Here is a 19,549-nt window from a genome sequence, read left to right as displayed (position 1 = left end):
CCGCGGCTCTCCCACGCCTGGGTGCTGGACCAGCTCCGGACGGCCGGGCTGCGGGTGCGGGTGCGGGTGCGGCACGAGGAGAGCGGGCCGGGGGATGCGGACGGTCGTCCTCGAACGCGGGTCCTCCCGGGGCTCAGGGCCGAGGTACTCGCCGGAGCCGTAGGCCTGCCCGTGCCAGGTGGCGGATCCGCTTCGTTCGGCCCTCGTCGGCGAGGAGGGTGAGGGCGGGGGTCGGTGTGTCCGGGGCCTCGGCGAGCTTGAGCTGGAGCCAGTCGGACGACGATCCGGTCAGGGCATCGGGGTCCCACGGGTGGTTCAGGAGTACGGCTCTGAAGAGCGCCCACTCGCGGAGGCGGCCGGCCAGGAAGGCGTGACCGGTCGTCGCCGCGGCCATCGACTGGGCCCAGGCGGTGTACCCGGGGGCCGCGTGGCTCGCGGCGGCCCGGCGGTCCAGGTGACGGGTCACGGCGGACTCTGCCATCGTCCGGTCCGGGTCGGTGAGGACACGGCGGACCAGGGCCGCTTCCTCGCCGGGCGTGGAGTTCTCCAGCTGAAGGGTGTAGGCGGCGAACCGGGCGTGCTCGGGAGGCTGCTCGTCGGGGAGTTCGCCGACCGGCTCATCGGGGAGTTCATCGACCGGCTCTTCGGGGAGTTCGTCGACGGGTTCCTCGGGGAGTTCGCCGACCGGCTCCTCAGAGCGTTCGCCGACCGGCTCCTCAGAGCGTTCGCCGACCGGCTCCTCAGAGCGTTCGCCGACCGGCTCCTCAGAGCGTTCGCCGACGGGCTCCTCAGGGCGTTCGTCATCGGCTTCCTGGGTGGGGCGCATCCGGCGATGGTGGCCCATCCGTGCCCTGCCCGCCGCACAAAATGGTTTGTGGCGCCAAAACGGGCCGCTCTACAGTGAGTTCACTTCGAAGAGACGTTTCCCCGGAAAGAAGCCGCAGAGCGGGAGCGTCCCACCTCGTGGAGGTGCAGGAGGGGCGGCAGTCCTTGTCGACCCCTCTTTCGAAAGGCCCCTTCATGAACGTCCGTACAGACGTGGGCATCGGTCTGCCCATCGGCGACCCGGCCGCCCTTCTCACCTGGGCCCGGCGCGCCGACGCCGGCCCCTTCAGCACACTCGGACTCCTCGACCGGCTCGTCTACGACAACCCGGAGCCGCTGGTCGCCCTGGCCGTCCTCGCGGGCGCGACCGCGCGCATCCGCGTCCAGACCGAGGTGCTGCTCGCCCCGCTGCGGGACACCGCCCTGCTGGCCAAGCAGGCGGCCACGCTGGACCGGATGACCGGGGGGCGGTTCGTCCTCGGTCTCGGTGTCGGCGGCCGGGACGACGACCACCTGGCCACCGGCACCGACCTGCGCACCCGGGGGCGGCGCCTCGACGAGCAGATGGCCGCCATGAGCCGCCTGTGGCACGGCGAGCCGTACGGCGACGGCGTCGGTCCCATCGGCCCGGTGCCCGCGCGTATCGGCGGCCCGGAGATCCTCTTCGGCGGCTTCAAGCCCGTCGCGCTCGAACGCGTCGCTCGCTGGGGCGACGGCTTCCTCTGCGCGGCGGCGCCCTCCTGGGCGGGCGGTCTGTTCGACACCGTGCGCGGGTTCTGGAAGGACTACGGCCGCGAGGGGCAGCCCCGTCTCGTGGCCCAGGTGAACGTCGCGCTCGGTCCGCCGGACGTGGTGGACGACGCGCGCGCCCGGATGCACGCGTACTACACCTTCACCGGCATGGCCGACCGTATGGTCGCCGGGCTCCTCACCACTCCCGGCGAGATCCGGGCCGCGTTGGCCGCGTTCGCCGACCTGGGTGCCGACGAGGTCATGCTCTACTGCTACGGCGTCGACCCGGACCAGGTGGGCCGGCTGGCCGACCTGCTGTGAGGTCCTGGACCCACCTGAACCCGCTTCTGTGACAGCGCTGTTGCCGGAACTATGGCGTCCGTCACAGCCGGGTGCGTCGGGTCCTGTTGGACTCGGCGCACCCGTCGTCGTCCACCCTGTCCGGAGGCCACGTGTTCCTGCTGATCCTGCTGTTCGTGGTGGTCGCGGTGATCGTCGCCGTGGGGCTGTGCGGCTACGGCGGCCGCACGCTGGCCGACCACGGGCTGCGGCGCGCGCACGCTGCCGCCGTGCTGCGTGGTCTCGCCGCCCTCGCGGGCGGTGGGGCGTGTGCTCTGTACGCGTGGGGGCTGCTCGCCGTGTGCGGCGCGGTCATGACGGCGGAGGACGGCGGGACGGACTCGTCGCCTGCCCGGTCGTGCCGTACGGCGGGGTGGCAGGAGCGGAGCCGGGAGGGCGTCGAGATCGTTGACCACTGGGTGACGTATGTTCCGCTCGGGTTCGTCTGCGAGACCAGTGACGGTGGGAGCTACGACAACGGTGACGTGCCGGGGTACGTCAATCCGGCCGTGTTCGGGCTTGCTCTCCTCGGGGCCGGGGGTGTGATCGGGTCGGTGCTCGTCTCGGAGCGGCGCTGGGTGCGGGCGGGCGGATAAGGGGGTGCCGTGGTTGGATTGTTGGCGGCTGCGGCGTCGTTGTGGCTGGTCGCGCAGTTCCCCGCGCCCCTTTAGGGCGTTGCCGTCGCGCCGATGAAACAGCCCCGCACTGAAACAGCACCGAGCCCCTTCAACGGCGTAGCGGCCAGGGGGCTCCTAGGGCTCTAGGAGCGGTGGGTCAGTACGTTGATCACTCGGCCGGTCGGGTCGCGGGTGAAGAAGCGTCGGACGCCCCAGTCCTCGTCACGGATCTCCCGTACGATCTCGGCGCCCGATGCCACCACCTGCGCGTAGACGGCGTCGACGTCCTCGACCTCCACGCTCAGGTCGGGGACGACGGGGGCGGTGCGTTCCTCGGTGAAGAAGCTGATCTGGGCGGTGGGGTTGGTGGGGGACGCCATGGTTGTCACCCAGCCCATGTCCATCACTTGCTCGAAGCCGAGCAGGGCGTAGAAGTCACGGCTGGTCTCCAGCTGCTGCGCGGACGTGACCTGGTGGTTGGGGACGATCCTGCGGACGGTCATCGGATGCGGCTCCTCGTCGGCGTCGGACTTTCTGTTATCGCCCCCAGTCTTCCCCCGTCTCCTCACCGTCCCCAGCCGCAGGCACGCGAGGAATGACGACGTGACACGACAGATCAGCCGCCGGAGCATGCTCAAGGCCGCGGGCGCGGCAGCCGGAGCCGTCGGGATCGGTACGGCCGTGCTGCCGAGCCCCGCCGTGGCGGCCGGCGCCTACGCCCACCCCGGCCTTCTGCACACCGGCGCCGACCTCGACCGTATGGCGGCCAAGGTGAAGGCGGGCGCCGCTCCCCACACCGCCGGGTTCGCCAGGCTGACCGCCAACCGGCACGCGCAGAGCGGCTGGGCGGCCAACCCGCAGGAGGTCGTGTACCGGGGCGCGGGGTCGCCGCAGAACTACGCCACCCTCTACAACGACGTCCACGCCGCCTACCAGAACGCCCTGCGGCACCACGTCAGCGGCGACAGCGCGCACGCCGACACGGCCGTCGCCATCCTCAACGCCTGGTCGGCGAAGCTGACGAGCGTGCAGGGCAGCGCCGACCGGTTCCTGGCCGCCGGGCTGTACGGCTACCAGATCGCCAACGCCGCCGAACTGGTCCGCGACCACCCCGACTTCGAGCTCGACCGGTTCAAGGAGATGCTGAGCACCTGCTTCGCCTCGCTCAGCGACGACTTCCTGGTCCGGCACAACGGCGCCGTCATCTCCAACTACTGGACCAACTGGGACCTGGCCGCCATGGCCTGCGTCCTGGCCGCCGGCATCTTCTGCGACGACCGGGCCCAGGTCGCCCGGGCCGTCGAGTACTTCAAGCACGGCGAGGGGCTCGGGTCGATCCGGAACGCCATCCCCGTCGTGCACGACGACGGACTCGCCGAATGGCTGGAGGCGGGCCGCGACCAGGGGCACGCGCTGCTCGGCGTCGGCCTGATGGGCACCTTCTGCGAGATGGCCTGGAACCAGGGCATCGACCTGTACGGCTACGACGACAGCCGCTTCCTCAAGGGCGCCCAGTACGTCGCCAAGTGGGCCCTGGGCGGGGACGTGCCGTTCACCGCGAACACCCGTAAGAAGGGCGCGATCAACGGCTGGTCGGGGTCGGAGACCGTCACCGAGGCCGCTCCCGTGGACCCGGCGATGACCCGTCCCATCTGGGCGATGATCGCCAACCACTACACCAGGCGCCGGGGCCTGTCGGCGACGTACCTCACGCGGATCGCCGCGAAGGCGGCGCCGGAGGGCGGCGGCGGGGACTACGGGCCCAACAGCGGCGGCTACGACCAACTGGGCTTCGGCACGCTGGCGTTCACGCGGGAGAAGGCCGCTGGGGCGGGCACGGGCACGGGTGGTTCGCCGAGTCCGGCGGCTTCGGCTTCAGCCGGTGCGTCGGCCGGTGCGGGCTCGGACGCTCGGCCGCAGGGCGGAGTCATCGCATCGCCCTCGGCATCCGCCTCCTCCGCCGCCACGGGCGGGGACCTCGCCGCGACCGGCTCGAACGACGTCGTCGGCTGGACCGCCGCCGCGGGCGTCACCGCCCTCGCCGGTGGGCTGCTGCTGATGCGGCGCCGGGGCCGGGGTCAGGGCGAGTCCGGATCCTCCCAGCCCCAGTAATCCTCCCAGCCCAGTAATCCTCCCAGTCCCAGTTATGGGGCGCGCGGAGGGACGCGGTCTCCGGTCCCGGTTCCCACCACGAGGGGCGCCGGGACCGGTCCTTCACTCTCCGGTCACCCGGTCACCCGGTCGCCCCCGTCGCCTTCGCCGCCGACGGCTTCGTCACCGCCGTGAGCGGCCGGGCGATGTCCTCCAGCGAGCGGCGTTCCGCGCGGACCGCGAGGAAGGCCGCGACCAGGCCGGCCAGGCACATCAGGGTCGCGCCGATCTGGAAGGCGAGGACGGTGTCGCCGACCTTGCCCGTCTCGGTGAGGTCGGCGAAGAGCAGGGGGCCGCTGATGCCGCCGGCCGCGGTGCCGAGGGCGTAGAAGAAGGCGATGGACATCGCGCGGGTCTCCATCGGGAAGACCTCGGAGACCGTGAGGTAGGCGCTGGACGCGCCGGCCGAGGCGAAGAACAGCACCGCGCACCAGCAGGCCGTCATCGTGGTCGCGCTGAGCGAGCCCCGGTCGAACAGCCAGGCGGTGCCGAAGAGCAGCAGGCCCGAGAGCAGGTAGGTCGAGGAGATCATGATCCGGCGGCCGACGGTGTCGAACAGCTTGCCCAGCAGCAGCGGGCCGAGGAAGTTGCCGACGGCGATGACGGCGAAGTAGTAGCCGGTGTTGCCGCTCGGCACGTCGAAGAACGTGGTGAGGATGGCACCGAAGCCGAAGGTGATGGCGTTGTAGAGGAACGCCTGGCCGATGAAGAGGGAGAACCCGAGGGTCGCCCGGCTGCGGTACTTGGCGAAGATCGTGCGGCCGATCTCCAGGAAGGACACGCTCCGGCGCTGGCGGATGGTGATCTCGCCCTCGGCGCGCGGCAGCGGCTCCGTCCGCTCGGCCTCGACCTTGTGCTCGATGTCGGACACGATCCGTTCCGCCTCGTCGTCGCGGCCGTGGATCAGCAGCCAGCGCGGGCTCTCCGGGACGTGCCGGCGCACCAGCAGGATCACCAGGGCGAGGACGGCGCCGAGCGCGAACGTCAGCCGCCAGCCGAGGTTCGCGGGCAGGACAGCGGTGTTGAGCGCGACGATCGACAGCAGCGAGCCGCCGACCGCGCCGAGCCAGAAGCTGCCGTTGATCATCAGGTCGACGCGGCCGCGGTACTGGGCCGGGATCAGCTCGTCGATCGCGGAGTTGATCGCCGCGTACTCGCCGCCGATGCCGAAGCCGGTCAGGAAGCGGAAGAGGAAGAACCACCAGGTCTCGAAGGAGAGGGCGGTCAGGGCCGTCGCCGCCAGATACACCGCGAGCGTGATCATGAAGAGCTTCTTGCGGCCCCATTTGTCGGTCAGCCGGCCCCAGAACAGCGCGCCGAGGCAGGCACCGGCCACGTACAGCGCGGCGGCCAGGCCGGTGACCTGGCCGGAGGTGATCGGCAGTCCGCTGCCGGGTTCGGAGAGGCGGGGCGCGATGTTGCCGACGACCGTGACCTCCAGTCCGTCGAGGATCCAGACGGTGCCGAGGCCGATCACGATCGTCCAGTGCCAGCGCGACCACGGCAGGCGGTCGAGCCGGGCGGGGATGTCGGTGGTGACGGTACGGCCGGTCTCGGCGTCTGCGGTGGTCATGGGCCCCCTCCTCGGCGATCCTCAGCGAGCGGAACCCGTGCCGAGTGCCCTGAGAACGCCGGTTCTACCCCCCGGGGCCTACGCCCCCAGCGCCCGCGACACCGTGTAGATCAGCAGTCCGGCGAGCGAGCCGACCACCGTGCCGTTGATCCGGATGAACTGGAGGTCGCGGCCGATGTGCGCCTCGATCTTCCGGGTCGTGTGCTCGGCGTCCCAGCCGGCCACGGTGTCGGTGATCAGGGAGGTGATCTCCTTGCGGTAGGTGGTGACGACGTACACCGCGGCGCCCTCCACCCAGCTGTCGACCTTGGCCTGGAGCCGTGGCTCGACCGCCATTCGCGCGCCCAGCGACAGCAGTGAGGCCCGTACGCGCAGCCGCAGCTCGCTGCGCTCGTCCTCGGCGGCGGAGACGATCATCGAGCGTACGGCGGTCCACGCGGAGGCGATGAGGTCCTGGACCTCGCCGCGGCCCAGCACCTCGCCCTTGAGCCGCTCGACCCGCGCGCGGGTGTCGGTGTCGGACTGGAGGTCGGAGGCGAAGTCGGTGAGGAAGCGGTCCAGGGCGCCGCGGGCCGGGTGGGAGGGCATGTCGCGCATCTCGGTGACGAAGCGGAGCAGCTCCTTGTAGACGCGCTCGCCGACCCTCTTGTCGACGAATTTCGGGGTCCAGCCTGGGGCGCCGCCCTGGACCGCGTGCATGATCTCCTCGTCGTGCAGGATCAGCCAGTGCTGGGCCCGCGCGACGATCAGGTCCACGGCCCGCTTGTGGCCGCCGTCCGCGACGACCTTCTCCAGCATCTTCCCTATGCCGGGCGCGATCTCCTGGGCGTCGGCGCGCCGGGTGATCGCCTCGCCGACGACCGCCTGGACGTCCGAGTCCCGCATGACCGTCAGGGCGCCCCGGAGCGCCGCCGACAGCTCGGCGGTCACGCGGTCGGCGTGCTCGGGGTCGGCCAGCCAGGTGCCGAGGCGGCTGCCGATGCCGACGGCGCGCAGGCGTTGTCGTACGACGTCCTCGGAGAGGAAGTTCTCGCCGACGAACTCGCCCAGGGAGACGCCCAGCTGGTCCTTCTTGTTGGGGATGATCGCGGTGTGCGGGATGGGCAGGCCGAGGGGGTGGCGGAACAGGGCGGTGACCGCGAACCAGTCGGCGAGCGCGCCGACCATGCCTGCCTCGGCGGCCGCGGCGACGTAGTGCGCCCAGTCGCCGGCGCCCTGGTTCGAGGCGACCTTGGCGAGGACGTACACGAGCGCCACGAAGAGCAGCAGCCCGGTCGCCGTGATCTTCATGCGCCGTACGCCGCGCCGCTTCTCCTCGTCGGCGGCGGTGAACGTGTTCATCGCACGAACGGCCGAGGCGGTCACACGCCGGTTATCGGCGGCGTCCGACCGGGCATGCATGTCTACGCCAGGCGTTCCCGTTTCATCCGGATTCGTACGTTCCATTCCGCTCCACCCGTCCAGGATCCCCCGCACACATTGTCCCTTCCTGACCGACTCCTGGAACGAATCAAGAGTTCCCGGCGTCTGTTCGGTGGGGGGAGGTCGATGGCGAAGTCCGGGTGAACTCCGGCGGCCCAATGGGGGGTCTGTGCAACTCCTCTCTGCCTTATGACGCATCATGAGGTGATCACATCGGAGCCTCGGGCTCCCATCCGCCCGAGGAGATACGCACCGCATGACCAGGCATTACGGTTATGCCCTGCTTTCGGGGGTAATCGCCCTGATCGTGGCGGTTTCGACCGCCATATATGTCGGAGTCGCGTCCGACGAGGGCAGCGCCACCAACCGGAGCGCTCCCGTCCGTGAAGGCGCGCCGCGCGACCCCGCGGCGCCCGCCTCCACCGGCATCTGGGTCGGCGCCTGGTCCGCCTCGCCGGTCGGCGCCGAGCCCGGCACCGAGGTCGAGGGCCTGGCGGGCCGTTCGGTGCGCAACGTCGTCCACACGAGTGTCGGCGGCACGAGCGTGCGGATCACGCTGTCCAACCTCTACGGCCAGTCCGCGCTGACCCTCACCCACGCCTCGATCGCGGTCGCCGCGGGCACGGGGACGGCGGCGGCCATCGTGGACACGATGCGGCGGCTGACCTTCGGCGGCAACGCCAGTGTCGTCATCCCGCCCGGGCGGCAGGTGCTGAGCGACGCCGTGCGCCTCGCGATCCCCGCGGACACCGACGTCCTCGTCACCACCTTCTCCCCCACCCCGTCCGGCCCGGTGACCTTCCACCCGCACGCCCGCCAGACCAGTTACGTCGCCGAGGGAGACCTCACCGAGGACACGACCGGCGTGGCGTACACCGGGAAGACCGGCTCCTGGCGCTACCTCACCGCGCTGGACGTCCTCAGCCACGAGTCCGACGGCACGGTGGTGGTCTTCGGCGACTCCCTGACCGACGGCATCACCTCCACCGAGAACGCCAACCGCCGCTGGACGGACGTCCTCTCGCGCCGGCTGCGCGCGGCGGTCGCCGCCGGCCAGGACGTGCCGCGCTACAGCGTCGTCAACCAGGGCATCAGCGGCAACCAGATCCTGGCCAGTGGCGCCGGGCGCCCCGCCGACAACCAGGCGGGCGTCGGCCGCTTCCACCGGGACGTCCTGTCCCGGACGAACGTCAAGGTCGTCGTCATCGACCTCGGCGTCAACGACATCCTGCGCAACCCCAAGCTCGCCGACCCGAACCGCATCCTGAACGGCCTGCGCACCCTGGTCCGCCAGTCCCACGCCCGCGGCCTGAAGGTCATCGGCGCCACCCTGATGCCGTTCCAGGGCCACCGCGGCTACACCGACGCCCGCGAGAACGTGCGCCAGCGGATCAACGCCCAGATCCGCACCGGCAAGGTCTTCGACGCGGTCGTCGACTTCGACCAGGCCCTGCGGGACCCGTACAACCCCCGCAAGTTCCGCCCCGACTACGACTCCGGCGACCATCTCCACCCGAGCGACAAGGGCTACGAGAAGATGGCGGCGACCTTCGACCTCAAGGACCTGAAGGGCGCGGCCCCGGCCGAGCTGTGACCCCCGCCTCAGCCGCGGGCAGTCGTGCCGCAGGGCGGCACGGGTGGGCGCGGCGGCACCCCGCCAACGCCGGGCCGCGTGACCTGCCCGTGCCCAGCCCGACGCCGAGTGCCGGACAACCCGCGCTCAGTCCTCGTCCCGCGCCCCACGGGTCCTGCGGTCACCGTGCCCGTGCCGCCACATGTCCCGGTGCTCCTCCAGCATCTCCCGGTGCGTCTCGTACTGCTCGTCGCGGAGGGACTCGCGCAGTTCCCGGCGCTGTTCGCGCCGTTCCAGCCGCTCCCGGCGGCGTTCCTCGCGGAGCGCCTGCCGCTGGGCCCGCGTCGGCTTGCGCTGGACCTCGACACCGCCCCAGAAGGCGAGGCCGGTCACGATCACCCGCGGCGCTCCCGGGTCCCCCGGCACGCTCTCGTCACGTTCGTCGAAGCCGCCCATGATCCCGACCCCGCGCACCACGACCTCGACGCCGGGCGGCACGATCACCTCGATGCCGCCCATGATCGCGACGCAGTTGATCACGATCTCCCGGTCGGCGAAGTTCGCCTCCCGCAGATCGATCTCCCCGCCGCCCATGAAGGCGACCCCGGTGAACCGCCTCGGCGCCGTCCACCGCCCCTTGCGCTGGAAGCCCGCCATCACGGCGACGCCCCACGTCGACGACCCCTCACCGCCGACGATCCGCTCGGCCCAACCGGCCTCCCCCTCGGGCCGCTTGACCATGTCGACCTTGGGCACGGCCACCGCGCCGACGGGCAGGTCCCGGGTGATCGGCGCCAGCTCCCCGTAGGTACGGGCCTTGTACGTGGCGTCCAGGCGTTCCTCGAACTCCTCCATGTCGAGACGTCCCTCGGCGAGGGCGTCCCGCAGGACCTCGGCGACTCGTTCACGATCTGCGTCGGAGGCACGAAGCTCCGGGGCGTCGTCGGTCATGTACGGCAGCCTACGAGCAACCCCGCCACAGGGCTACGAGATCGCCTTCCCGGCGTTCCCCGCCTGCTCCGCCTGCTCCGCGTACATCTTGGCGATCACGGTCTCGATGTCCGGCTCCCGCACCGACAGGTCCACCAGCGGATTCTCCGCCGCGACCCGCGCCACCAGCACCGCCGCCGACTCGGCCGCCGGGAACGCCAGCCACTGTCGCGGCCCGTCCACCTTCACCACGCGCGCGGGCGGCACCTCGATCGGCGGCAGCTCGCGCTCCAGGTCGACGACCAGGACGCGCTCGCTCTCCCCCACCTCGTGCAGGCCGGCCAGCGGGCCGTCATACATCAGCCGCCCGTGGTCGATGACCATCACCCGTGAGCAGAGCTGCTCGATGTCCTGGAGGTCGTGCGTGGTCAGCAGCACGGTGGTGCCGCGCTCCGCGTTCAACTCCCGCAGGAACTCCCGGACCCTGGCCTTCGAGATGACGTCCAGACCGATCGTCGGCTCGTCGAGGTACAGCACCTCCGGGTCGTGCAGCAGCGCCGCCGCGATGTCGCCGCGCATCCGCTGCCCGAGGGAGAGCTGGCGCACCGGGACGTCCAACAGGGCGGACAGGTCGAGGAGTTCGACCAGGCGGTCCAGGTTCTCCCGGTAACGGGCGTCCGGGATGCGGTACATGCGGTGCATCAGCTTGTACGAGTCGAGCAGCGGGAGGTCCCACCACAAGGTGGTGCGCTGGCCGAAGACGACGCCGATGCGGTGCGCGAGCCGGGTGCGCTCGCGGGACGGGTCGATGCCGGCCACGCGCAGCCGGCCGCCGCTCGGGGTCAGGATGCCGGTGAGCATCTTGATCGTCGTGGACTTCCCGGCGCCGTTCGGCCCGATGTAGCCCACCATCTCGCCGCGCGGCACGGTGAAGGAGATCGAGTCGACGGCCCGTACCTGCCGCCGCTCTCGCTTCAGGAAACCGGTCTTCTTGCGTACGTCGAAGACCTTCTCGAGACCGTCGAGTTCGATGAACGCCTCGTCCGACATGACCTGCCCCTAACTTCCCGTACTCCGATACGACCGCAGCCCGGCCCGCCACGCCCAGCCGGCCAGTACACAGCACACCGCCGCCACCAGCGGCGACGCGAAGGCCGCCCACTGGGGCAGGTCGAGCGGATACGGCCGCCCCAGCACATGGGCGGCCGGCACCCAGTTGACGAAGGCGAGCGGCAGCAGGAACGTCACCCCGCGCACGAAGTCCTTGCCGAACACGGTCGGCGGGTACTGCAGCAGCGTGGTGCCGCCGTACGTGAACGCGTTCTGCACCTCCGCGGCGTCCTGCGCCAGGAACTGGAAGGCGGCGCCCGCCACGAACAGCGCGCAGAAGATCACCCCGCCGCTGACCAGCATCATCGGCACCAGCAGCACCTTCGCCGCGGTCCAGTCGACGTCGACCGTGAGCAGTGCCCAGCCCAGCACCAGCACGCCCTGGGTGATGCGGCCCAGCCGGCGCAGCGCGAAGTGGTCGGCAGCGACCTGGGCGAGCACCGGGGCGGGCCGCACGAGCAGGATGTCGAAGGAGCCGTCGCGCATCCGGCCGCCCAGGACGTCCATCGACCCGAAGGTCAGGTCGGCCAGCCCGAACGCGGTCGCCGACAGCCCGTACAGGAAGGCGACCTCGGGCAGCGACCAGCCGCCCAGGGAGTCGACCTGCGAGAACATCAGCAGGATCGCCACGAAGTCCAGGCCGGTCACCAGCAGGTTGCCGAGGACCGTGACGGCGAAGGAGGCGCGGTAGGTCATGGAGGACCGGATCCACATCCCGGCGATCAGCCGGTAGGCCCGCAGCGCCTCGCCCGCCCTGGACCCTCCGAAGGTCTCGCCCACCTGGCTTCCGGGTTTCTGCGCCGTCCTGCTTCCGGACGTCTCAACCACCCTGCACCACCACCCGCCGCGTCGCCGCCGACTGCATCAGCCGTCCGGCCGCCAGCAGCACCACCGCCCACGCCGCCTGGAAGGCGTACGCCCGCCAGGGATCGGTCTCCCCCATCAGCACGTCCGCCGGCATCTGGATCTGCGCCGCCCACGGCAGCACCCGGACGATCTCGCCGAGGGCGCCCGGGAAGGCGTTCAGGGGGAGCACCATGCCGGAGAAGAAGATCCCGGTGATCATCAGGGCCTGGTTGACGCCCATGCCGTCCATGAGCCAGAACACGCTCAGGGCCGCCAGATAGCGGATGGCGAAGCTGACGAGCGTCGCGAGCAGCAGGGTCACCACGAAGGCCAGCCACGGGGTGATCTCCGTCGGCAGCGCCATCGGGAAGAACACGGCACCGAACACGAACGGGATCACACCGCGTCCCAGCATCTGGAACAACGCCCGCCCCACGTCGCCCGCCAGCCACCACAGTTGGAGATCGGCCGGCCGGTACAGGTCGACGGCGATCTCGCCCGTGCGGATGCGCTCCATCAGGTCCTTCTCGGCACCGCCGCCCTGGATGGCCAGGGTGGCGTAGAGGCACTGTCCGAGCCAGACGTAGGTGACGGCCTGCGCCTGGTCGTAGCCGCCGAGATGCGGCTTCTCGTCCCACAGCGCCAGGTAGGTGTAGACGAGGATCACGCCGAAGACGGTGTTGGTGAACACCCCGGCCGCCGTCGCCGCCCGATAGGTCGCGTATCTTCTGAATCCGCCCACAGCGACGGCTAAGTACAACCGCCCCGATCCCACATCCACAGCCCTCCTCGCCCCGCACCGGCACCGAAGCGCAGGAGCCTAGTGCGCGCGAGGCACGGGCTGCCAGGGGATTTCCGGGCGGCGCGGCACGAGAGTCTGCTCACTTTCCGCGGACACGCTCCGGTTTCCGGGAACGGAACGCCCGGTGCGAGAGTCTTCAGCAATGGGGGCGCATTAGGCGTACGAGGCGTACGGGAACGTACGACGCGAAACAGGAGTCCGTGCACGAGATGAGCGACGAGCCGCAGCCGCAGGCGCAGCAGCCGAACGTAAAGCCCAAGCGGCCGAAGAGGACGGGCTGGCGGCGGATCATCCCGACCTGGCGGATGGTGCTGGGCACCTTCGTCATCGGCGTCACGCTGCTCGCGGGCCTGTTCTTCCTCGGCTACTCCATGGTCAAGATCCCGCCTGCCAACGCCCTCGCGACCAAGCAGGCCAACGTCTATCTGTACGCGGACGGGTCGGTGATCGCCCGTGACGGCGAGGTCAACCGGGAGAACGTGACGCTCGCGCAGATGTCCAAGGCCTCCCAGCACGCGATCCTGGCCGCCGAGGACCGCGACTTCTACACCGAGTCCGCGATCGACCCGAAGGCCATGCTGCGCGCCGCCTGGAACACGGCGACCGGCAAGGGCAAGCAGTCCGGCTCGACGATCACCCAGCAGTACGTGAAGAACTACTACCTGCGTCAGGAACAGACGGTCACCCGCAAGGTGAAGGAGTTCTTCATCTCGATCAAGCTGGACCGCGAGAAGAGCAAGGACGAGATCCTCGAGGGCTACCTCAACACCAGCTTCTTCGGCCGTAACGCCTACGGCATCCAGGCCGCCGCCCAGGCCTACTACGGCATCGACGCGGGGGACCTCGACCCGGCCCGCGCCGCCTATCTGGCCGCGCTGGTCAACGCGCCCAGCGAGTACGACGTCATCGCCCACCCGGAGAACAAGTCCGCGGCGGTGGCCCGCTGGAACTACGTCCTGGACGGCATGGTCACCAAGGGCTGGCTGAGCGAGTCCGAGCGGACGGGCATGAAGTTCCCGATGCCGAAGGAGGCCTCGACCTCCACCAACCTCTCCGGTCAGCGCGGCTACATCGTGCAGATCGTGAAGGACTACCTGACCCAGAACAAGATCGTCGACAAGGACTCCCTGGAGGCCGGTGGCTACCGCATCACCACCACGCTCCAGAAGGACAAGCAGAACGCCTTCGTCGACGCCGTCAACGACCAGCTGATGTCCAAGCTGGACAAGAAGAACAACAAGGTCGACAACTACGTCCGCGCGGGCGGCGCCTCCGTCGACCCGAAGACCGGCAAGGTCGTCGCGATGTACAACGGCATCGACTACGTGAAGCAGTACACCCCGAACGCGACCCGACGGGACTTCCAGGTCGGCTCCACCTTCAAGCCGTTCGTGTTCACCTCGGCCGTGGAGAACGAGTCGACCACCCAGGACGGCCGCCGGATCACCCCGAACACGATCTACGACGGCACCAACAAGCGCCCGGTGCAGGGCTGGAGCGGCGGGACCTACGACCCCGAGAACGAGGACCAGCACTCCTACGGCGACATCACCGTCCGCTCGGCCACCAACAGCTCCGTCAACGCGGTGTACGCGCAGATGGCCGTGGACGTGGGCCCGGAGAAGGTGAAGGACACCGCGGTCGAGCTCGGCCTGCCCACCAGCACCCCGGAGCTGTACCCGTCCCCGTCGATCGCGCTGGGCGTGGCCACGGCCAGCGTCCTCGACATGGCGGAGGCCTACGCGACGCTCGCCAACCACGGCAAGCACGGCACGTACACCATGATCGACCGGGTGACCAAGGACGGTGCCGACGTCATCGAGCTGCCGGAGCGCAAGACCTCCCAGGTCATCAGCCGCGAGGCCGCCGACACCACGACGTCCGTGCTGCAGAGCGTCGTCGACAGCGGCACCGCCACCGCGGCCCTCGCCGCCGGCCGTCCGGCCGCGGGCAAGACCGGTACGGCGGAGGAGGACACCGCCGCCTGGTTCGCCGGCTACACCCCCGACCTGGCCACCGTCGTCTCCGTCATGGGCCAGGACCCGGTCACGGCGAAGCACAAGTCGCTGTACGGCGTGATGGGCCTCGACCGCATCAACGGCGGTGGCGCGCCCACCGACATCTGGGCGCAGTACACGAAGACGGCGCTGAAGGGCCAGCCGGTCCGCGACTTCGACCTGGAGCTCCAGGAGGGCGCCGACGAGCCCCAGTTCCCGACGACGGACCCGACGCAGGGCGACCAGAGCACCGGCGGCCAGAACGACGGCGGTACCACCGGGGACCCGACGACCGGGGGTCAGGACACCGAGGGCCAGACCGGGGGCGGTGAGACGCCGGGCCAGACGGACGGCGGCACCACGGGCGACACGACGACCGGCGGCACCGACAACGGCGGTACGACCACCGACGGCGGTACGACGGGCGACACGACGACCGGGGGCACCGACACCGGGGGCACGGACACCGGTGGCGGCACGGGCGGAGACACCTCCACCGGGGGCACCGACACGGGCGGCGGCACGGGCGGAGACACCTCCACCGGCGGTACGGACACCGGCGGCGGAGGGACGACGGGAACGACGGCCGGGACGCTGGGCACGCCCCGCAGACAGTGAGCGCGGGGCGGCCGGCTCAGTGACCGCTGGTCGCCTTCAGCCCCACGACGGCGACCAGCAGCAGACAGACGAAGAAGATCCGCGCGGCGGTGACCGGCTCCCCCAGCACCACCATGCCGACCACCGCCGCGCCGGCCGCGCCGATGCCCACCCACACGCCGTAGGCGGTACCGATGGGCAGGGACTTCGCGGCGTACGACAGCAGCACCATGCTGGCGACGATGCCGGCGCCGGTGACCACGCTCGGGACGAGGCGGGTGAAACCGTCGGTGTACTTCATGCCGACCGACCAGCCGACCTCGAGCAGACCGGCGACGACGAGCAGGACCCAGGCCATGACGGGCACCTTTCGCAAAGACGGAAACCTGGCGGTGCGTCGTCTTTGCCTTCACCCGGTACGGCGCGTCTCGTCGGGGTCCTTCAAAGCTAGCAAAGAAACGGAGAAGGGGCTGGTGACGAGAGCCACCAGCCCCTTCCGACCGTCGCTCGAGCGACAGAGCTCAGAGATACAGCCCCGTCGAGTCCTCGGCTCCCTCGAACCGGTCCGCGGCCACGGCGTGCAGGTCGCGCTCGCGCATGAGCACGTAGGCGACCCCGCGCACCTCGACCTCGGCGCGGTCCTCCGGGTCGTACAGGACCCGGTCGCCGGTCTCCACGGTCCGTACGTTCTGCCCCACCGCGACGACCTCGGCCCAGGCCAGCCGGCGGCCGACGGCCGCGGTGGCGGGGATCAGGATGCCGCCACCGGAACGCCGCTCGCCCTCGCTGGTGTCCTGCCGCACGAGTACACGGTCGTGCAGCATCCGGATGGGCAGCTTGTCGTGGTGGCTGCTGTGCTCGTTTCTGTTGGCGCTCACGCCTTGAACCTACCTGCCTTTGCCACCCTTGTACGCCGCCGGGTCCGCCGTGGCTCAGCCCTTGCGGCGCCGGGTGCCGAGGGCCAGCAGGCCCACGAGACCGACGGCGACGAGGGCCACGGGCACGATCCGCTCCAGCCGGGGCGCGCCCTCCTCGTCGGTGAACTTGGCCCGCACGTCGCTCACGGCCCGGTTGACCCCGACGTAGGCACGTCCGAGCGTGTGATCGATGTTCGAGACGACCTTGGCCTTGGCGTCGCCGACGATCGTCTTCGGGTGCACCCGCACCCCGATCTCGTCGAGCGTCTCGGCCAGGGCTGCGCGACGGGCCTTGATGTCCGCCTCGATCTGCGCCGGGGTTCTGGTGTCCGACGTGTCCGCCACGGTTCGGCCTCCGAAGTGAAGCTGATGCTGTTTCCGGACAGTCTGTCAGCTCCACGCCGGACCGCACTGTCAGGCTCCCCGGTTACGCTGGTTCGATGAGCGAGCGACTCCAGCCGGGGGACGTGGCCCCCGCCTTCACCCTGCCCGACGCCGACGGCAACGAGGTGTCCCTGTCGGACCACAAGGGCCGCAAGGTCATCGTGTACTTCTACCCGGCGGCCCTGACGCCCGGCTGCACCAAGCAGGCCTGCGACTTCACGGACAACCTGGAGCTGCTGGCCGGCGCGGGCTACGACGTCATCGGCGTCTCCCCCGACAAGCCGGAGAAGCTCGCCAAGTTCCGCGAGCAGGAGTCCCTGAAGGTCACGCTGCTCGCCGACCCGGAGAAGACGGTCACCGAGTCCTACGGCGCCTACGGCGAGAAGAAGAACTACGGCAAGACCTACATGGGTGTCATCCGCTCCACGATCGTCGTGGACGAGGAGGGCAAGGTCGAGCGGGCGCTGTACAACGTGCGGGCGACCGGCCACGTGGCGAAGATCATCAAGGATCTGGGCATCTGACCACCCGGCCCGGCCAGTAGCATGGCCGGGCAAGGTCACGCGGCCGTGGTGGAATTGGCAGTCACGCTGGGTTTAGGTCCCAGTGGGGTAACACCCGTGAGGGTTCGAGTCCCTCCGGCCGCACCACTTTCTGCATCGCTGCATCGCCGCTTACCGCGCGAGCAGTTCCCGTACGACCGGCACGAGCGCCCGGAAGGCCTTGCCCCGGTGGCTGATGGCGTTCTTCTCCTCGGCGCTCAGCTCGGCACAGGTCCGGCTCTCGCCCTCCGGCTGGAGGATCGGGTCGTACCCGAACCCGTTGCCACCGACGGGAGCGTGCCGCAGGGTGCCCCTGAGCTGACCCTCCACCACCCGCTCCGTACCGTCCGGCAGAGCGAGCGCCGCCGCGCACGCGAAGTGGGCGCCCCGGTGGACGTCGTCGATGTCGCCCAGCTGGGCGAGCAGCAGCTCCAGGTTCGCCTTGTCGTCGCCGTGCCGCCCGGCCCAGCGCGCCGAGAAGATCCCGGGGGCGCCGTTCAGCACGTCGACGCACAGCCCCGAGTCGTCGGCGACGGCGGGCAGGCCCGTCGCCTGGGCCAGCGCATGGGCCTTCAGCAGCGCGTTCTCGGCGAAGGTGACGCCGGTTTCCTTGACGTCGGGGATCTCCGGGTAGGCGTCCGCGCCGACGAGGTCGTGATCGAGACCTGCGTCGGCGAGGATCGCGCGGAGCTCGGTGATCTTTCCGGCGTTCCGGGTGGCAAGGATGAGACGAGTCATGGGGCCCAGTATCCCGGGGGCGCCAGGCGCCCCCCTCAGGGGCGCGGGGAACTGCGCGACCAGCAACAACGAACCCGCAGCCGCCCACCACGAGGACCCGGCACACGAGACGCCCCGGCCGGCCAGCGCGGCTACGGCGTACAGACCTTGGTCAGCTCGCCCGCCGCATCCGTCACCGGGCTGATGTCCGGCGTCTCGTCCCCGTTCTTCACCGCGTCCCGGACATTGGTGACCGCCGTCTGAAGGTCGTCCACCGCCTTGTTGACGTCGGCGTTGTCCGTCTTGTCACCGATCTTGTCGAGGTTCTTGTCGATGGAGGTCAGCGACTCCTCGAGCTGCGTCGGATCGTTCGCGGCGCCCTCCACGGCCTGCTGGAGTTCGGTGACGCTGTCGGCGATGGCGTCGGCGGTCTGGACGCAGTCCATCGCCTTGCTGACGGCGTCACAGCCGGTGGTCAGCCCCGCCGTCAGTCCGACCGCCGCGATGGCTGCGGCGATGGTGGTGATACGGCTCCGGCGGCGTCGGCTCGTGGCCATGGTTGACGTTCCCTCCCTGCTCCCAGGCCTCGCAGGGCCCCCGTCGGTCACTGGCCGGGCGTACAGCGGTGTGCCGTACGCCCGTACCCGTTATGACGCCACGCGGGGCCGCGCGGTTGCCCGGAGCTGCGGCTGTTCTTGGTGCGTCCTTTACTTTTCGAGGACGGTATCAAGTGCCTTGCGCTGGAGTTCCGCCAGCTCCCCGCAGCCGGAAACGGCAAGGTCCAGCAGGGCGTTGAGCTCCTCGCGGGCGAAGGGCTCGGCCTCCGCGGTGCCCTGGACCTCGACGAAGCGGCCGTCGCCGGTGCAGACGACGTTCATGTCGGTGTCGGCCTTCACGTCCTCCTCGTAGCAGAGGTCGAGGAGCGGGACGCCGCCGACGATGCCGACCGAGACGGCGCTGACGGTGCCGGTGAGCGGCTTGCGGCCGGCCTTGATCAGCTTCCTGCCCTGCGCCCAGGCGACGGCGTCCGCCAACGCCACGTAGGCGCCGGTGATGGCCGCCGTACGCGTGCCGCCGTCGGCCTGGAGGACGTCGCAGTCGAGGACGATCGTGTTCTCGCCGAGCGCCTTGTAGTCGATGACCGCGCGCAGGGAGCGGCCGATGAGGCGGCTGATCTCGTGAGTGCGGCCGCCGATCTTGCCGCGTACGGACTCGCGGTCGCCGCGGGTGTTGGTGGCGCGGGGCAGCATGGCGTACTCCGCGGTGACCCAGCCCTCGCCGCTGCCCTTGCGCCAGCGCGGGACGCCTTCGGTGAAGGAGGCGGTGCACAGGACCTTCGTGTCGCCGAAGGAGACGAGGACGGAGCCCTCCGCGTGCTTGCTCCAGGCGCGTTCGATGGTGACCGGGCGGAGCTGTCCGGGGATGCGGCCGTCGATTCGGGAAACTGAGGAGGTAGCTGCCATGGCGCTGAGCCT

General features: G+C 70.4%; 20 protein-coding genes, 1 tRNA gene and 1 riboswitch. Of the genes, 7 read left to right on the top strand and 14 right to left on the bottom strand.

Annotated features, from left to right (window positions below):
* Window positions 1-133 precede the first annotated feature (133 nt).
* Entirely contained in the window at window positions 134-826 is a 693-nt protein-coding gene (locus ACFZBP_RS15065) for a hypothetical protein (RefSeq protein WP_391413297.1), read from the bottom strand.
* A 194-nt stretch (window positions 827-1,020) separates the two neighbouring features.
* Between ACFZBP_RS15065 and ACFZBP_RS15060 the strand changes: the two genes are divergently transcribed.
* Window positions 1,021-1,878, top strand: coding sequence for an LLM class flavin-dependent oxidoreductase (locus ACFZBP_RS15060; protein ID WP_391413295.1), 858 nt, complete (start codon window positions 1,021-1,023; stop codon window positions 1,876-1,878).
* 131 nt (window positions 1,879-2,009) lie between these two features.
* Entirely contained in the window at window positions 2,010-2,492 is a 483-nt protein-coding gene (locus ACFZBP_RS15055) for a hypothetical protein (RefSeq protein WP_391413292.1), read from the top strand.
* A gap of 164 nt (window positions 2,493-2,656) precedes the next feature.
* Here the strand turns inward: ACFZBP_RS15055 and ACFZBP_RS15050 are convergent, their stop codons facing one another.
* On the bottom strand, window positions 2,657-3,016 hold the full coding sequence (locus ACFZBP_RS15050; protein WP_383454792.1) for a VOC family protein: 360 nt from the start codon (window positions 3,014-3,016) through the stop codon (window positions 2,657-2,659).
* A gap of 127 nt (window positions 3,017-3,143) precedes the next feature.
* Here ACFZBP_RS15050 and ACFZBP_RS15045 point away from each other — a divergent pair, with 127 nt between their 5' ends.
* Entirely contained in the window at window positions 3,144-4,625 is a 1,482-nt protein-coding gene (locus ACFZBP_RS15045) for an alginate lyase family protein (RefSeq protein WP_391414093.1), read from the top strand.
* Window positions 4,626-4,746: 121 nt separating this feature from the next.
* Here ACFZBP_RS15045 and ACFZBP_RS15040 read toward each other — a convergent pair whose 3' ends face one another.
* Complete coding sequence (locus tag ACFZBP_RS15040; protein WP_391413290.1) at window positions 4,747-6,237, bottom strand: MFS transporter; 1,491 nt, start codon at window positions 6,235-6,237, stop codon at window positions 4,747-4,749.
* A gap of 78 nt (window positions 6,238-6,315) precedes the next feature.
* Window positions 6,316-7,578, bottom strand: a complete 1,263-nt coding sequence (locus ACFZBP_RS15035; protein ID WP_391413288.1) for a DUF445 family protein — start codon at window positions 7,576-7,578, stop codon at window positions 6,316-6,318.
* A 337-nt stretch (window positions 7,579-7,915) separates the two neighbouring features.
* On the opposite strand from ACFZBP_RS15035, the gene ACFZBP_RS15030 reads away from it, so the two are divergent.
* A complete protein-coding gene (locus tag ACFZBP_RS15030) occupies window positions 7,916-9,253 on the top strand; it encodes an SGNH/GDSL hydrolase family protein (RefSeq protein WP_383454802.1) in 1,338 nt (445 codons plus the stop codon).
* 126 nt (window positions 9,254-9,379) lie between these two features.
* Here the strand turns inward: ACFZBP_RS15030 and ACFZBP_RS15025 are convergent, their stop codons facing one another.
* The 4 genes from ACFZBP_RS15025 to ACFZBP_RS15010 all read right to left on the bottom strand — a co-directional run bounded on the left by ACFZBP_RS15025 (window position 9,380) and on the right by ACFZBP_RS15010 (window position 12,893).
* Window positions 9,380-10,183 carry a DUF1707 domain-containing protein gene (locus ACFZBP_RS15025; protein ID WP_391413284.1) on the bottom strand — a complete coding sequence of 268 codons (804 nt, stop codon included), beginning with the start codon at window positions 10,181-10,183 and terminating at the stop codon, window positions 9,380-9,382.
* A 33-nt stretch (window positions 10,184-10,216) separates the two neighbouring features.
* A complete protein-coding gene (locus ACFZBP_RS15020) occupies window positions 10,217-11,212 on the bottom strand; it encodes an ATP-binding cassette domain-containing protein (protein ID WP_391413282.1) in 996 nt (331 codons plus the stop codon).
* Window positions 11,213-11,221: 9 nt separating this feature from the next.
* Window positions 11,222-11,986, bottom strand: a complete 765-nt coding sequence (locus tag ACFZBP_RS15015; RefSeq protein ID WP_391414091.1) for an ABC-2 family transporter protein — start codon at window positions 11,984-11,986, stop codon at window positions 11,222-11,224.
* 106 nt (window positions 11,987-12,092) lie between these two features.
* A complete protein-coding gene (locus tag ACFZBP_RS15010) occupies window positions 12,093-12,893 on the bottom strand; it encodes an ABC-2 family transporter protein (RefSeq protein WP_391414089.1) in 801 nt (266 codons plus the stop codon).
* A gap of 236 nt (window positions 12,894-13,129) precedes the next feature.
* Between ACFZBP_RS15010 and ACFZBP_RS15005 the strand changes: the two genes are divergently transcribed.
* Window positions 13,130-15,535, top strand: coding sequence for a transglycosylase domain-containing protein (locus ACFZBP_RS15005; RefSeq protein WP_391413280.1), 2,406 nt, complete (start codon window positions 13,130-13,132; stop codon window positions 15,533-15,535).
* Window positions 15,536-15,551: 16 nt separating this feature from the next.
* Here the strand turns inward: ACFZBP_RS15005 and ACFZBP_RS15000 are convergent, their stop codons facing one another.
* The 3 genes from ACFZBP_RS15000 to ACFZBP_RS14990 all read right to left on the bottom strand — a co-directional run bounded on the left by ACFZBP_RS15000 (window position 15,552) and on the right by ACFZBP_RS14990 (window position 16,776).
* The gene (locus tag ACFZBP_RS15000) at window positions 15,552-15,872 is read right to left on the bottom strand and encodes an SMR family transporter (protein WP_391413277.1); all 321 of its coding nucleotides are present in this window, start codon (window positions 15,870-15,872) and stop codon (window positions 15,552-15,554) included.
* Between the two features lie 33 nt (window positions 15,873-15,905).
* Window positions 15,906-15,975: riboswitch (guanidine-III (ykkC-III) riboswitch) on the bottom strand.
* A 60-nt stretch (window positions 15,976-16,035) separates the two neighbouring features.
* The gene (locus tag ACFZBP_RS14995; RefSeq protein ID WP_062703335.1) at window positions 16,036-16,392 is read right to left on the bottom strand and encodes a co-chaperone GroES; all 357 of its coding nucleotides are present in this window, start codon (window positions 16,390-16,392) and stop codon (window positions 16,036-16,038) included.
* Between the two features lie 54 nt (window positions 16,393-16,446).
* Complete coding sequence (locus ACFZBP_RS14990; protein ID WP_217214687.1) at window positions 16,447-16,776, bottom strand: DUF3618 domain-containing protein; 330 nt, start codon at window positions 16,774-16,776, stop codon at window positions 16,447-16,449.
* A 95-nt stretch (window positions 16,777-16,871) separates the two neighbouring features.
* Here ACFZBP_RS14990 and bcp point away from each other — a divergent pair, with 95 nt between their 5' ends.
* Both bcp and ACFZBP_RS14980 read left to right on the top strand, forming a co-directional pair.
* The gene (bcp, locus tag ACFZBP_RS14985; protein WP_383454818.1) at window positions 16,872-17,339 is read left to right on the top strand and encodes a thioredoxin-dependent thiol peroxidase; all 468 of its coding nucleotides are present in this window, start codon (window positions 16,872-16,874) and stop codon (window positions 17,337-17,339) included.
* Between the two features lie 39 nt (window positions 17,340-17,378).
* Window positions 17,379-17,465 (top strand) — tRNA-Leu (locus ACFZBP_RS14980).
* 24 nt (window positions 17,466-17,489) lie between these two features.
* On the opposite strand, the gene rdgB is transcribed toward ACFZBP_RS14980, so the two are convergent.
* The 3 genes from rdgB to rph form a co-directional block, all read right to left on the bottom strand.
* Window positions 17,490-18,095, bottom strand: coding sequence for an RdgB/HAM1 family non-canonical purine NTP pyrophosphatase (rdgB, locus tag ACFZBP_RS14975; RefSeq protein WP_383454821.1), 606 nt, complete (start codon window positions 18,093-18,095; stop codon window positions 17,490-17,492).
* Window positions 18,096-18,226: 131 nt separating this feature from the next.
* Window positions 18,227-18,631 carry a hypothetical protein gene (locus ACFZBP_RS14970; RefSeq protein ID WP_383454823.1) on the bottom strand — a complete coding sequence of 135 codons (405 nt, stop codon included), beginning with the start codon at window positions 18,629-18,631 and terminating at the stop codon, window positions 18,227-18,229.
* A 150-nt stretch (window positions 18,632-18,781) separates the two neighbouring features.
* Window positions 18,782-19,537: a ribonuclease PH gene (rph, locus tag ACFZBP_RS14965; RefSeq protein WP_383454826.1), complete on the bottom strand. Its 756-nt coding sequence runs from the start codon at window positions 19,535-19,537 to the stop codon at window positions 18,782-18,784.
* Window positions 19,538-19,549 lie beyond the last annotated feature (12 nt).

The sequence above is a fragment of the Streptomyces sp. NPDC008086 genome, from assembly GCF_042957325.1.
Lineage (GTDB): Bacteria > Actinomycetota > Actinomycetes > Streptomycetales > Streptomycetaceae > Streptomyces.
The sequence above is the reverse complement of the archived record's forward strand: the minus strand, read 5'-3'. Positions and strand labels throughout refer to the sequence as shown.